Genomic DNA, 14,332 nt, shown 5'->3' with positions numbered 1-14,332 from the left:
CGTGGTTTGGAATTATATACATTTCGATTGCCGGATTCAGCGTGAAATGTGTCCACGAAGTGTTCACGGAGTGTTCACGAAGTGTTGATGACACGACGTGAATGTCATGCAAAGAACCCGGTTCGGGTATGACGTGAGCTGGCAATCCTGTATAAAATAGTGTTTTTCAGCCGTTTGGGATACAGGATGATGGAAATACGGGAGCAGGATAACTGTCGGGTGATGTTTGACCCGGTTTTGCTGGCAGAAGATCCCTGGCAGAGTTTTGAACCGGATTTCTGGCAGCAGCAGCAGGCAGTGGTGGGAAGTGCCCGCGGCCGGGGAACGACCTGGTTTGTTCGGGGGCAGCAGATGGAGATGGCCTTGCGCCATTATTACCGCGGCGGACTGTTCGGTAAACTGGTGAAAGATCAGTACCGTTTTTCTGACTGGGCATCTTGCCGGAGTATGGCGGAGTTTACGTTGTTGCAGCACTTGGTGGCAGAAGGGGTTCGTGTACCGCGTCCGGTGGCGGCCCGGGTATGTAAGTCCGGTCTTTTTTACCGGGCAGATTTGCTCACCGAAAAGGTGCCCGATGCGACTGATTTAGTGGATCGGTTGCAGCAAGGGCCGTTGTCGACAGCGCAATGGCAGGCCGTTGGCGCGATGATCAGAAAAATGCATGACAGTCAGGTGAATCATACCGATCTGAATGCCCATAATATTTTGCTCGATCGCGAGGAGCGTATCTGGCTGATCGATTTTGATAAGTGCAGTTTGGCGGACGGTGAACATTGGAAAGAAGCCAATCTGTCCCGCCTGCATCGCTCTTTTGTGAAAGAGGTTGATAAGGCGGGCATTCACTGGCAGGCTGCGGATTGGCAGCAACTGCTTGCTGGATACGCGGGGTAAACCGGTTCAAGCAACCGTCACAGCGACAGGGTTTATCTGACAATGCTGCCCTCGAGTGCGGTCAGGGTGCGTTCAATCGCGCCCTGATTGGCTTTGACCACATCCAGCGCGGCTTGTCCCATCTGAGATTGTGCCTCTTGGTTGTCCAATAGACGCATGACGGTTTCAGCCAGTGCTTTGCTATCGTCGATGACTTCTGCTCCGCTAGCATTGAGCAACTGGGTCGTGATATCCGTAAAATTGTAATAGCTTGGTCCAGTGAGGACAGGTTTTGCCAGAGCCGCAGGCTCCAGCAGGTTATGGCCACCGACTTTATCCCCAATCAGGCTGCCGCCGACAAAGGCCACATCACAGGCGCCGAGCAGCAGCATCATTTCACCCATGGTATCAGCCAGATAGACTTGTTTGTCTGACAGTGAACTGTTTGGTTGTGTCCGGCGGGCGGTGGTAAAGCCGTGCTGCAAGCACAGGGTATGCACTTGATTAAAGCGTTCCGGATGGCGCGGCACCAAGATCAGCAGCGCATTCGGATAAGATGCCAGGATCTGGCGGTGGGCATCCAGCACTGGCTCGTCTTCACCGTCGTGAGTGCTGGCCGCAATCCAGACCGGACGCTGGCGACCCAGTTCGTCTCTCAGTATCGCGCTGGCCTGTGCCAGCCCTTCTGGCAGTGACAGATCAAACTTAATCGACCCAGTGATTTGTACGGCTTGCCCGGGGACGCCAAGTCGGAGAAAGCGCTCGGCGTCGTCTTGGTGCTGGCAGAGGACTTGATCAAGGTTGTTTGCCAGCAGTTGAAAGAGTGGCTGCACTTTGGCATAACGCTGGCAGGAACGTTCAGACAGGCGGGCATTCAGAACGGTGACCGGGAGTCCGACGCGCTTGGCAGCTGCCAAGGTGTTGGGCCAGAGTTCAGTTTCCATGATACACAGGGCGCGAGGTTGCTGCTTTTTCAGAAAAGGACGCAGTGCCCAGGGAAAATCCAGTGGCATGTAGCGGTGCTCGACCAGATCCCCAAGTCTGGCAGCCTGTTCCGCACCGGTCGCTGTGGTGGTTGTCAGCAGAATTGGTAATGCCGGATGACGGGCTTTCAGCGCTTTGATCAGCGGCGTCACGGCCAGCGTTTCGCCAACAGAAACCGCATGGATCCACAATGGCTGGTGGCCTTGAACTTTGTCGCTGAAGCCAAAATGTTCTTTCCAGCGTTTGCCGACCGGTGAAACACCGGGGCGCTTTTTATAGAGGGAAAGCAGCAGAACTGGTGCAATCAGTGTGAGCAAGCAGGTGTAGAGAAATCGGAGCATCATGCCTCTTATTGACCGGGTTGCCACTGGCCGGACAGTTCAAAATATTTTTTCAGGACGAGCAGACCAATCAGTTTTTCCCGCTGAGGGTGGCAGAACTGATGGACATGCTCATGGGCGTTGGCGATGATGGCTTCAGCAGCTTCCGGATGCTGGCTGTAGTAAAGCACCTTTTCTTCGATATCTGAACAATCGTCTTTCAGCTCAACATAATGAATCCCGGCTTTCAGGGTGCCTTCCATAAACCAGGTCTCAAACTTGGGCTTTGGCATCATACACAGTGAGTTGGAAGACATGGCCCATTTCAGGTTGGTGGCCACATCGTTGCCTTCAAGACAGAGAATAAACTTGTAGCGAAGCTGGTCCGCAATGGACATGAAGCCTTTTTCCCATGGCTGTGATGGGGTGCAAGGGTTGGTCTGGCCGACATCACACATCGGATGATTGTAGTACTGCTGGACAAAGGCAATCCGGTTGGGCTGGTAGGCGGCGCCTCGCCAGACGATGATATCTGATTTCTCCCGGAAGGACAGGCTGTCTTCGATGAAGTTGAAATGACGGACCTTGTTCAGTTTAAACAGCACAGCATTGGCGTTATCGTCCCCAATCGGTCTGGCTTTGACCAGAAACGGATAGGGCTCCACGTGCGTCTCATCGCCAAAACGGTAAGCTACTTTTTGCTGCTGCTCGAAGTAGTTCAGGAACTCTTTCAAATCATAGTAGTACGCACTTTGACCCTTTTTACGGTAGCGTTTGATCTGCACGGATTTATCTGTCGGCAGCTCAAAGGGCGTATTGTGTTTGAGGTAATAATTCACCCTGGACTCAATGTCGTGTCGGTCGTACTGATTAAGCGTATTCAGCAGGTACCGGAGTCTGCGCTGATAAATGACTCTGGGGGTCAATGAGCGCAGCAGATTCCGGCTGTAAAAAGTGAACTTACTATTTTTGTGGCTAAGTTTTAAAGTCATGGCGCATTCTTTCAGTGATTGGCCGACAGTGTATCAATCGCTTGAATGACGCGTTCAGCCGGAAGTTCTTTCAGACATTTCAGGTGCCCGTATGGACACTCACGTTTAAAGCACGGGCGGCATTCAATGTCAGTGTGGATGATCGCCACCTCTTCAGCCAACGGCGGGGTATAGTCCGGCGACGTTGAACCATAGATAGCGACGATTTTACAGCCGACTGCGGCAGCCACATGCATCAGGCCGGAATCGTTACTCACAACCGTATGGCAGGCGGCCAGCAGATCTACCGCTTCAATCAGGCTGGTTTGTCCGGCCAGATCATGGCAGTACGATTGCAGTTCTCCAGGCAGGGCATTTTTGATTGCAGCTGTAACCGGCTGATCTTTGGCTGAGCCAAACAGCCAGACTTGTTTGCCTTGTTCAATCATCTGTTGTGCAACCTGGGCAAAATATTCTTCTGGCCAGCGTTTAGCGGGACCAAATTCAGCACCCGGGCAGAGTCCAACCACTGGGCGATCCAGGCTTAGTGACAATCGGGACATGGCTGCAGCTTGGTTGTTCAGGTCAATTGTCAGTGTTGGTTTCGCCAAGGGCGGCAGCGCTGCACTGCTCGTCATCTCGGCTTTGGGATAAGCAAGGGCGCTGTATCGCTCAATGACCAGGCCAAAATCGCGCTTATTGCTGCGCAGGTCGGTCAGCAGCCCATAACGGCTTTCTCCTTTCCAGCCGATGCGAACCGGAATTCTGGCAAAGAGTGGGATCAGAGCCGATTTAGCCGAGTTCGGCATAATAATTGCCTGATCGTAACCTGTTTCGCGCAGGGATTTCCCGATGCGATAACGACCCATCAGGTTAAATTCTCCGTGGCCGATGGGCATTTCAATGGCGCGGTGCACTTCAGGCATCCGTTCCAGAATCGGGCGGCACCAAGCGGGTGCAAGCACATCAATTTCGGCTTCAGGGTGGCGTTGTTTCAGGCTGATGTACAGGCACTGTGACATGACCATATCGCCGACCCAAGAAGGGCCGATTATTAAAATTTTCATACGACGCTGCACTTTTAAATTCAGTAGGGTTTGCTGCCATCCGGTCGGGTTTTCAGCAGTTGGAGATTCCACATATACTGCTCCTGATAAGGGGCGACCATTTTTTCCAAAGCTTCAGCCAGCAGATTGGCATCGTGTTGGGCATCTGGTCCCGGCAATGGATTCAGTACCGGAGAAATGTGAATTTCAAATTTGCCGTTTTCTGTATTGTATACCGGGATCATCGGTATAACAGATGCGTTTGTCAGTTTGGCGATTTTGCCTAAGCCGGAGAACGTCGCTTTTTTAGTTGCGAAGAAATCGGTGAATTGGCTTTGTTCCGGACCAAAGTCTTCATCCGGCAGGTAGTAACCCAGAAAGCCCGATTTGATCGCACGAATGTAGGGCTTCAAGCCACCATCCCGAGCATAGCAGATCCCGCCATATTGCAGGCGCTGACAACTGATCAACCAATCAAAAACAGGTTGCCTGTGTTGAGGTTTTATCAGTCCGACAACCGGTAATCCGAGAGAGGCCCAGAAAATGGCTGGAAAATCGATAGCCCAGCAATGCGGTACTAAAATGATCACGGATTTGTCAGCAGCAAGCTCTTTGTCCAGATGCTCCTGACCAAAAACCTGAGTGCGTTGTTGCAAATGTTTGCGGCTTCGAAACAACAGTTCTCCCATTGCCAGAACCACCTGGGAAGCAACAGAATACATTTGATCAATTTTTGCTTCGCGTTCCGTTTCAGACAATTCAGGAAAGCAGAGCGTCAGATTCACGCGTGCCCGGTGGCGTGATTTTTTCACTCTTCGGCCAATGTGCAATCCCACGAAACCAGCGATACGGTCGCGAATTCGCCAGGGAAGTAAGGCAAACAGACCAAGGAAAAAAATGCTGATCCAGGTTCCCCAATGCCGGGGGTGCAGAAATGACCACTGAAAAGTGGGATGGTAACCAGGGGGCAGTTCATCCTGTGATAAGCGGTTCTGAACGGTAGTCAAAAGATAATCTCTCTTGTTGCAGTGAATGTTTCTGTCTGTTGGTTACGGCAGACAGGAGCCACCCATGTTATTTTTTGAAGCAATATTTCTGCCAGACGTAAAATTTCCCTAAAAGACCCATGTGCTTGGATTTCAGGAATACCAGACCTTTCGATTTTTTCCAGCTGTGCTGGAACCAGTGTGTCAGGTATGCATTGTCCGGTTTGTCAAAATGCATTGGTTCACCCTGATAATTGTAGAAATATTCTACTGGATAAAGCTGGCAGCTTTCTGATTGGTGCAGTTTCTGACCAATCAGGAAGTCGGTCATAATCTCTGGCCCCATATAAAGCGGGGATTGATAAATATCTTTTTCGTAGAAATGTACAAGTCGGTTCAGGATGACGGAGTCTGGATCTGCGTAAATCGAAGCCGTTCCCAGCATAGTTTCAGACTCGTAGCCCACAGCAAATTTGCAGTTTTCAAAGAGTGGGAATGGGTCTTGCTGGATAGTGACATCAACATCCAGGTAAAGGCCACCTTCGTGCTGAAGGATTTTTAATCGCAGGTAATCGGTGACAAAAGCAAACAATCCCTTGTCCAGGCATGTTTTTGCAAAGGGGCAAGCTGCGATCCACTGTTGAATCAGGGGATCTTCATCAGTCCAAAGCTTGAAGTCATAGCCTTGTTTATGCCAGTCATCAATGCAGACAAAAGCAAGTGGTGGCATTTTTTTGCCTAGCCAAATGGCATGTATTTTCTTAATCATTTGCAGTTTGTTCTTTCGTACGGGAGCCACTGAGTTTATAGGTGAGGAAGAAGGTATAGCAACTTCCCAGCATCACGTTGTGAATCCATTGACCGTTATTCGAAAAGAAGAAGGATTCAAACAAATTCACGGTCAGCCAGTACATTGTGAACATCAGAGAAATCAGCAAGACCTCATTCACGCCCCGCTTTTCTGGGGCATACATTGAGGCACGAATCACCCAGGTAAAGACAAAATACATGAGCAGCAGGCCAACAATGCCATAGGACACCAGCAGTTCGATGTGGGAGCTGTGCAGGTGTGTAAAGTGTTGTTTGATATTTGCAGGGAAGTGCTCGGCAAGCTGGATCACCTTCACTCTGCTGTTGTAACCACTGCCCAGAATCGGTCTTTCTTTGACCCATTTCAGCGCTTCGGACCAGAGGTGGAGACGGGTTCCGGCACTATTAAACGGAATCTTGGACATATCGCCGTTGGTCAGAATTGATGTGGCTGTCCCCATCTCTTTCTGTACCCGTTCATGGACCAGGGGCACACTGGCGTAAGTGTAAAATGCAAAGCCAACTAGCGAAAATGCACCAGCCAGGATCAGCTTATTGAGTTTTTCTTTATGCAAAATGGCATACAGGATGGTACCTACGACATAGGCTGCAAGCAATGCGACCCAGACCTGCCGGGATTGGGTGGTAATGACGACAAAAGTAAACGCAACAAACAGCAGCAGGGCTGAAATGAACAACGTGATATTTTTGAGCCCTTTTTCCTTGATACTCAGGCAAGCGTATTTCATCAGGAAAAAGGAAGACAGCAAAAAGCCGACACCACTGTACATCGCCGGATATTGCGCATTGATAATATTGAAGTCAATGCGTATGCCTTTTAAGCCCATTTCAATTTGTTGGAGAATGTCGGAATGGCTGTAAAACGCCAGTAGTATGCCCAGACACATTGCCCACCAGGCCAGATAAACATTGTTGATCGAGCCCTTGAGCCAGTAAGCCATAAAGATGAAAAAGAACAAATCTGCCAATGCGCCAATATGTGGGGTCGAGTTGGCCAGCTCGGGAATATCCACGCGTGAATTAACCCAACTCAGTACCTGAACCACGACTGCGAACAGCAGAGCCCACAGCATTTTGTCTTTCCAGAACTGTTTCCGTTCAACATACAATGCGCAGATCGAAGCCAGCATGAAGATGCTCTGGAAAATATCGCCGACATCTCGGTATGAGCGTTTGAACAGGATATAACCAATGACACAGCACAGCATTGCCAGGCAAAAGCCTTTTGAGTCCAGGAGTTGTTTTAATCTCGCATCAAGTTGCATTTCGGGTTGCTCTAGTTTTTGAATTGTCAGGGGCAATACAGATTGACTTTCAGATCACTTTGGTCAGCGTTCTCATCAGGGTTTCATAAGCTCTGAAACCTTCAATGTATAATTTGCGGGACAGTCCCACAGGGTGCTTTTGTTTTCGTGTGGTGCCAATAACTGTTTTGGTTTGTGAGCGCTCTAAGACGGAAGGAAACACATGGTAGGCTTTGACGCCATGGCGCCACGGTTTCTCCATGTAGTCATCGACAGGTTCAATAAAAGATTGAGCATGCTGGATGAACTGTTTGGCTGCTGTAGGCGAAAGGATGTATGCACTGGTGCCACAGGTTCCTTTACGATACAAACCCAGCGAATATTTTCCATCGATATCGAACACAGCTGTATATTGACTGGGCTGATGTGCCGACAGCTTGATGTATCCACACTGTTCAATATGCTGTCTCAGCTCTGCGAGTAATGTTGGAATATTTTCCGTCAATAATGCGACGTTATCTTCCAGAATCACAATGGGCTCATCCAGCTCGACACATTTTTCCCACAGCGCAAAATGGCTGGCAAAACAGGCGATTTCAGCCGGAACAAGATGATAGCCTTTCCGCTTAAACGTCAGCTCTGGGACCGCTTTGTTACAGTGCAGGAATTGATCAGATGCCGTTCCATCGACAGCATCAAAGAATTCAAAAGGGATCCCTGCCTGTGATAAAAGGGCCTGCATATGCTCACGACGCTCGGTGGAGCGCGCTAAGCTGACAACATAAGTCTTCATCGTCATCAATCGTTTTTCTCAGCGAAGAAAATAGCGGCACATTTTATGTTGATGCTGAACTCTGTGCCGCTTCTCAAAATTAGGATGGTTTAACGATTTAAAATCGCCATATATTCGGCAACGCCTTCAGCAACGGTCTTGAATTCGTCCTGATAACCGGCGGCCCGTACTTTCGAGAGATCTGCCTGAGTATACGTCTGATAGCGGCCTTTCAGGTGTTCCGGGAATGGTACAGTTTCAACCTTGCCTTTGCCGTGGTGCTTGATGGCAGCATCAGCGACAGCCTGGAAGCTCTCGGCACGGCCAGTACCACAGTTGAAAATGCCGGATACGCCGTTTTGCCAGAACCACAGGTTCATTTTGCAAACGTCACCCACATAGACGAAGTCACGCTGGAAGGTTTCAGAACCTTCAAACAGTTTAGGGTTATCGCCTTTGGAGAGTTGCTCGTTCAGGTGGAATGCGACCGATGCCATGCTGCCTTTGTGTTGCTCTCGCGGACCATAAACGTTGAAGTAACGGAAGCCGGTAATTTGCGACAGGGTTTCACCATGTGCCTCGGCATCCTGCCACAGGCGGCGGACATAGTTGTCAAACAGTTGCTTAGAGTAGCCGTAGACGTTCAGCGCACCTTCATACTCTTTTTCTTCAATGAAGTCACGGTCACGGCCGCCATAAGTTGCGGCAGAGGAGGCATACAGGAACGGAATCTCGCGCTCCAGACAATAATGCAGCAGCTCTTTGGAATACTCGTAGTTGTTGAGCATCATATACTTGCCATCCCACTCCGTGGTGGCAGAGCAAGCGCCTTCGTGGAAGACGGCTTCAATAGGCCCGAACTCATCACCGGCCATGATTTGTGTGATGAAGTCTTCTTTGTCCATGTAGTCAGCAATGTCTAAATCCACCAGATTGGCAAATTTAGTTCCATTTTTGAGGTTGTCGACAACAAGAATGTCACGATACCCCTGCTCGTTGAGCGCTTTTACAATGTTGCTGCCGATCATGCCGGCGCCACCAGTCACTATAATCATGGCACTTCCAGTTTTCTGTCAGATGAACTCAGTGGTCAGAGTTCTGCAAGATAGCAGAGGAACCGCACCACCGCGTCAATAATTCGTCAATAGATATGATAACATCATCGAGGTTTGTTGATCTTGATTTTGACCCCACAATGTTCACAAACCCTGTCTGCCAAGGGCGATGCAAGTGAGAGGCCTATGAAAACCCGCGATAAAATTATCCATGCCGCATTGGAACTTTTTAATGAAAATGGTGAACCGAATGTGACCACCAACCATATTGCGGCACATATGGGCATCAGTCCCGGCAATCTGTATTACCACTTCCGAAATAAGGAAGAGATTATACACTGTATTTTTGATGAATACGCTCAGGAGTTGCGCGTTCGCTTTCAGCCGCGTGAGGAAGCCGCGCTGTCTTCAGACAGCCTGCTGCAGTACCTGGATGCGGTCTTCATGCTGATGTGGCGTTACCGTTTTTTCTATGCCAATTTGCCGGATATCCTGAGCCGGGACTCGGAATTGCAGCATAAATACCTGCAAGCTCAGGAAAACCTCCATCAGGACATCATGACTGTGATGCGGCATTTCCGGACGCTGGGTCTGGTGACGCTTGACGATGAGGAACTGCAGAGTCTGGCTAATACACTCAAACTGGTGGCCAGCAGCTGGATTTGTTATCAGACGGCGCAGGCTCCTCAGGCCAAAATCACCAAGGCGGTGATCTATCAGGGGGTGCTGCAGATCCTCAGCATTATAAGACCTCTGACCAGTGCTCAGGGGCGGGAAGTCGTTCTCCAACTTGAATCACATTATTGTAATCAAGTCAGAAGGGATGTTTCATAGTTGTCGACGATTCAGAGTTTAGCTCTTAAAATTCGAGTAACTTTGTAACATTGTAGCGATTAACGACTAAGTTTTTAGTATGTTGTTCGTCGAAATTGGCAAAAACGCCTTTACAAGTTTGGAGAGCAAAATGTCAGCTGCCTTTTATCAACAGATCGCCGATCAGATTCAGGAAGTGAAAGCGGAAGGATTATACAAGAGCGAACGTGTGATCACTTCAGCACAGCAGGCCGATATTGAGATCACTTCAGGTGATCACGTATTGAACTTCTGTGCCAACAACTATCTGGGTCTGGCGAACCACCCGGCGTTGATTGAGGCTGCCAAACAAGGCATGGATGAGCACGGTTTTGGTATGGCTTCAGTGCGTTTTATCTGCGGTACGCAGGACGCACATAAAGAGCTGGAGAGTAAGCTGTCGGCCTTCTTAGGCATGGAAGACACCATTCTTTACTCTTCCTGTTTTGATGCAAATGCGGGTCTGTTCGAGACCATTTTGGGCCCTGAAGACGCCATTATTTCTGATGCGCTGAACCACGCCTCGATCATTGACGGTGTTCGTCTGTGTAAAGCAAAACGTTTCCGCTACGGTAACAATGATATGGCGGAGCTGGAACAACAGCTGATTGCAGCCAATGAAGCGGGTGTGCGCCACAAGCTGATTGTCACCGACGGTGTTTTCTCAATGGACGGTGTGGTGGCAAACCTGCCGGCGATTTGCGATCTGGCCGATCAATACGATGCGCTGGTGATGGTCGATGACTCTCACGCCGTCGGTTTTATGGGTGATAATGGTCGCGGGACACACGAATACCACGATGTAATTGATCGCATCGACATTATCACGGGCACGCTGGGTAAAGCACTGGGCGGAGCGTCCGGTGGTTATACGGCGGGTAAGAAAGAAGTGATTGACTGGCTGCGTCAGCGTTCACGTCCTTATCTGTTCTCCAACTCACTGGCACCGGCGATTGTGTCTGCATCGATTCGTGTGCTGGATCTGCTGGCTGAAAGCAGCGATTTGCGTGCCCAGCTGTGGAAAAATGCGGAGCATTTCCGTCGTCGCATGTCTGAAGCGGGCTTTACGCTGGCGGGAGCAGATCACGCGATCATTCCGATTATGCTGGGTGATGCCAAGCTGGCGGCTGAGTTTGCCGAGCGTGCATTGAAAGAAGGCATTTACGTCGTGGGCTTCTCTTACCCGGTCGTACCAAAAGGTCAGGCGCGCATCCGGACACAAATGTCTGCGGCGCACAGTCCTGAGCAGTTGGATCGTGCAATTGATGTCTTTATCCGTATCGGCCAAGATATGGGTATTATCTGAACCATACCGATTTTGCGGCAGAGGCGTGAGGGTACGCCTCTGAGCACCTAGTGGAAAGTCACATGAAAATTAAAGCTCTCTCCAAACTAAAGCCGGAAGAAGGCATCTGGATGACGGAGGTCGACAAGCCTGAGATTGGCCATAACGACCTGCTGATCAAAATCAGAAAAACCGCAATCTGCGGGACTGACGTGCACATCTATAACTGGGATGAATGGTCCCAGAATACAATTCCTGTTCCTATGGTGGTCGGCCACGAATATGTGGGTGAAGTGGTAGCCATTGGTCAGGAAGTTCGTGGTTTTGAAATCGGCGATCGCGTTTCTGGCGAGGGTCACATTACTTGTGGTCACTGCCGGAACTGTCGTGGTGGCCGGACACACCTGTGCCGGAATACCATTGGTGTGGGCGTCAACCGTGAAGGTGCTTTTGCTGAGTATCTGGTGATTCCGGCGTTTAACGCGTTCAAGATCCCAGACAATATTTCAGACGATCTGGCCTCGATTTTTGACCCGTTTGGTAACGCGGTCCACACAGCGTTGTCTTTCGATCTGGTGGGTGAAGATGTTCTGATCACCGGTGCTGGCCCAATTGGGATCATGGCTGCGGCTGTGGCGAAGCATGTGGGTGCCCGTCACGTGGTGATCACTGATGTGAACGAGTACCGTCTGGAACTGGCGCGCAAAATGGGTGTGACCCGTGCGGTGAACGTGGCCGAGCAGAAGCTGGAAGACGTGATGTCTGAGCTGGGGATGACGGAAGGCTTCGATGTAGGCCTGGAGATGTCGGGTGTTCCAGCGGCTTTCAACAGCATGCTATCAAGCATGAACCACGGCGGTAAGATTGCGATGCTGGGAATTCCACCATCCAATATGGGGATCGACTGGACACAGGTGATCTTCAAAGGTCTGGTGATCAAAGGCATCTACGGTCGTGAAATGTTTGAAACCTGGTACAAGATGGCCAGTTTGATTCAGTCTGGTCTGGATCTGACACCAATCATTACTCACCACTATACTGTGGATGACTTCCAGAAAGGCTTCGATGTGATGCGTTCTGGCCAGTCTGGCAAAGTGATTCTGAGCTGGGACTAATCCAGCGATCGGAATGCTGAAGAAGCGGTGTGCGCAGGCACGCCGCTTTTTTTGTGCCTGTTATCCGGTCGGTGTAAAGAGTTCAGAAAGACGGACCAGAGTCACCGCTTGCTGCATTTCCGGCAGCATCGCCGTGATGGTGGCTAAGGTCACCGGGTGAGGATGGCCGATGGCGATGACGATATCCTGTTTTTGAGCTTGTCGGATAGCGCGCCTGAGCTGACGACGGATGAAGGCTTCAGTCGGGACATGATCGATGAAAACATGGCGGCGGAGGGCCGGGATATGAGCGGCCTGCGCCTGCCGTTCGGCGACTGAGTTGGGTGTGGTGCGGCTGTCGAGAAAACCCAGTTGCTGCTGTCTGAGCACTTCCATCACCCAGCGCATGGCTATCGGATTTTCTGTCAGGGCGCTGCCCATGTGATTGTTCACCCCAATCGCACCGGGCACTCGGGTCAGTGCGTGTCGCAGTTTGGTTTGTAGCTCGTCTTTCTTCATGGCGGCTGTCAGTGTGGTCAGCTCCAGTGGCGCCGATCGGCTGGGTTGCATGGGCATGTGGAGCAGGACATCCCGCTGTTCCTGATGCGCTTGACGGGCAGTTTGCTGATCGAAGGGCGTATCCGGTAATACCGATATGCTGATTTGCGGCGGCAGGGCAGATAGGGGAGAGGGCATCAGCTGATAACCGAGATCATCAATGACGATCGCAAGCCTGGCTGCCTGAGCACCGCAGGGCAGTGTCAGCAGCCAGAACAGACTGAAACGAACAAACCACTTCATGCGAACCATCCTTGTCCTGTTCGTGGAAAAACGACCTGAGTGTTCTCTCTGTGCTTACCGGGTCAGCCAGGGACGCGGGTTGGTGGGTGTTCCTTTGCGACGGATTTCGAAATACAGCCCTGGTGCTTCCTGTCCGCCACTGTCACCGACCAGCGCAATGGCTTCATTGGCCCGGACGGTATCGCCAACCTTTTTCAGCACTGTCTGGTTGTAGCCGTAAAAGCTCATATCACCATGACCATGGTCAATCGCGACCATCAAGCCGTAACCGCGCAGCCAGTCGGCAAAGACGACTTTTCCGTCATGAACCGCTTTCACTTCACTGCCAATGGACTTGCTGATCACCATGCCTTTCCAGCGCAGCTCGCCTTTCAGTGGGCTGCCATAGTTGTGAATCACACTGCCTTTCACCGGCCAGGGCAGCTTGCCTTTTAATGTGTTCAGGCCGCTCATCCTGACCTGAGCACGTCGCGCGGCTTCTTCTGCGGCTTTTCTGGCTTTGGCGATTTCACTGACCAGGCGGGTTTCGTTGTCTTTCAGCTCGGTCAGATAACGTTTATCAGCACTGAGCTGGCCTTGCAGCTGTCTGACTGTACTTTGACGGGCTTTCTGTCTGGTGAGTAGTGAGGCCCGGTCTTTTTTCAGTTGAGCCAGCAGGTTTTGCTGGGTACGACGCTGTTCCGTCAACTGGTGTTTTTTGAGCTGGATTTCAGTATCTGTTGCGGCCAGTTCATCGAGTGCTTTGCTGCGGGCCAGAGTCAGGCGGGCGGCATATTCTGTCATGCGTTCCAGTTGGGAAGCGTCATTTTCACCCAATAAGTTGGCCAGAGGTGAGGCTTTTCCGAGTTTATAGTGGCTGGTGATGAGGGCTTTCAGTTGTTCCCGCTGGCCGATCTGGCGCTGCACGAGTGCCTGTTGTTCTTTTTCCAGTTGGCTGATAGAGCGGGTCAGTGTGTCAATTTTCTGCTCCGCCTGACGAATGTTTCCGGCTGTGCTGGCAATGGCCAGTTCCTGCCGCTTCAGGGTTTTCTGTACTTCACTGAGTTGCTGTTTTTTATGGCTCAACTGCTGTTGCTGGCGGACGATTTCCTGTTTCATGCCTTCCAGCTGATTCTGATTGTCAGCCAGAACCAAGGAGGAAAACGCCAGACATAGCAAAGCGCCAGTGCCGAAGGCACTGGCGCGCAGAGTACAGTATGTACGATAAAATAATGCCCGCAT

14 protein-coding genes are annotated in these 14,332 nt (G+C 50.8%); 4 read left to right on the top strand and 10 right to left on the bottom strand.

Annotated elements, in window-relative coordinates; genetic code table 11:
* Positions 1-189: 189 nt before the first annotated feature.
* The gene (locus EA58_RS15490) at positions 190-891 is read left to right on the top strand and encodes a 3-deoxy-D-manno-octulosonic acid kinase (protein WP_036754735.1); all 702 of its coding nucleotides are present in this window, start codon (positions 190-192) and stop codon (positions 889-891) included.
* Positions 892-923: 32 nt separating this feature from the next.
* On the opposite strand, the gene waaA is transcribed toward EA58_RS15490, so the two are convergent.
* The 8 genes from waaA to rfaD all read right to left on the bottom strand — a co-directional run bounded on the left by waaA (position 924) and on the right by rfaD (position 9,079).
* Positions 924-2,198: a lipid IV(A) 3-deoxy-D-manno-octulosonic acid transferase gene (gene waaA / locus EA58_RS15485; protein ID WP_036754732.1), complete on the bottom strand. Its 1,275-nt coding sequence runs from the start codon at positions 2,196-2,198 to the stop codon at positions 924-926.
* 5 nt (positions 2,199-2,203) lie between these two features.
* Positions 2,204-3,166, bottom strand: a complete 963-nt coding sequence (locus EA58_RS15480; RefSeq protein ID WP_036754728.1) for a glycosyl transferase family 90 — start codon at positions 3,164-3,166, stop codon at positions 2,204-2,206.
* Positions 3,167-3,177: 11 nt separating this feature from the next.
* The gene (gene waaF, locus EA58_RS15475) at positions 3,178-4,212 is read right to left on the bottom strand and encodes a lipopolysaccharide heptosyltransferase II (protein WP_036754829.1); all 1,035 of its coding nucleotides are present in this window, start codon (positions 4,210-4,212) and stop codon (positions 3,178-3,180) included.
* Between the two features lie 20 nt (positions 4,213-4,232).
* Complete coding sequence (lpxM, locus tag EA58_RS15470; protein WP_235199627.1) at positions 4,233-5,198, bottom strand: lauroyl-Kdo(2)-lipid IV(A) myristoyltransferase; 966 nt, start codon at positions 5,196-5,198, stop codon at positions 4,233-4,235.
* Between the two features lie 67 nt (positions 5,199-5,265).
* Positions 5,266-5,946, bottom strand: coding sequence for a glycosyltransferase family 32 protein (locus EA58_RS15465; RefSeq protein WP_081819708.1), 681 nt, complete (start codon positions 5,944-5,946; stop codon positions 5,266-5,268).
* A complete protein-coding gene (locus tag EA58_RS15460; protein WP_036754726.1) occupies positions 5,939-7,273 on the bottom strand; it encodes an O-antigen ligase family protein in 1,335 nt (444 codons plus the stop codon). Before EA58_RS15460 ends, EA58_RS15465 begins: the two co-directional genes overlap by 8 nt.
* A 49-nt stretch (positions 7,274-7,322) precedes the next feature.
* Entirely contained in the window at positions 7,323-8,051 is a 729-nt protein-coding gene (locus tag EA58_RS15455) for a glycosyltransferase family 25 protein (protein ID WP_235199626.1), read from the bottom strand.
* Positions 8,052-8,134: 83 nt separating this feature from the next.
* On the bottom strand, positions 8,135-9,079 hold the full coding sequence (gene rfaD / locus EA58_RS15450; protein WP_036754722.1) for an ADP-glyceromanno-heptose 6-epimerase: 945 nt from the start codon (positions 9,077-9,079) through the stop codon (positions 8,135-8,137).
* Positions 9,080-9,265: 186 nt separating this feature from the next.
* Here rfaD and EA58_RS15445 point away from each other — a divergent pair, with 186 nt between their 5' ends.
* From EA58_RS15445 to tdh, 3 genes are all read left to right on the top strand, one after another.
* Positions 9,266-9,913 (top strand): TetR/AcrR family transcriptional regulator, encoded by a 648-nt coding sequence (locus EA58_RS15445; RefSeq protein WP_036754719.1) that lies wholly within the window; start codon positions 9,266-9,268, stop codon positions 9,911-9,913.
* Positions 9,914-10,043: 130 nt separating this feature from the next.
* Positions 10,044-11,237, top strand: coding sequence for a glycine C-acetyltransferase (locus EA58_RS15440; RefSeq protein WP_036754717.1), 1,194 nt, complete (start codon positions 10,044-10,046; stop codon positions 11,235-11,237).
* Positions 11,238-11,299: 62 nt separating this feature from the next.
* Positions 11,300-12,331, top strand: coding sequence for an L-threonine 3-dehydrogenase (tdh, locus tag EA58_RS15435; RefSeq protein WP_036754715.1), 1,032 nt, complete (start codon positions 11,300-11,302; stop codon positions 12,329-12,331).
* Between the two features lie 60 nt (positions 12,332-12,391).
* On the opposite strand, the gene EA58_RS15430 is transcribed toward tdh, so the two are convergent.
* Together EA58_RS15430 and EA58_RS15425 are read right to left on the bottom strand one after the other, a co-directional pair.
* Complete coding sequence (locus EA58_RS15430; RefSeq protein WP_036754713.1) at positions 12,392-13,111, bottom strand: divergent polysaccharide deacetylase family protein; 720 nt, start codon at positions 13,109-13,111, stop codon at positions 12,392-12,394.
* A 54-nt stretch (positions 13,112-13,165) separates the two neighbouring features.
* On the bottom strand, positions 13,166-14,332 hold the full coding sequence (locus tag EA58_RS15425; RefSeq protein ID WP_051642139.1) for a murein hydrolase activator EnvC family protein: 1,167 nt from the start codon (positions 14,330-14,332) through the stop codon (positions 13,166-13,168).

The organism is Photobacterium galatheae (genome assembly GCF_000695255.1).
GTDB classification, from domain to species: Bacteria; Pseudomonadota; Gammaproteobacteria; order Enterobacterales; family Vibrionaceae; genus Photobacterium; species Photobacterium galatheae.
This window is presented reverse-complemented; position numbering and strand designations above follow the sequence as displayed.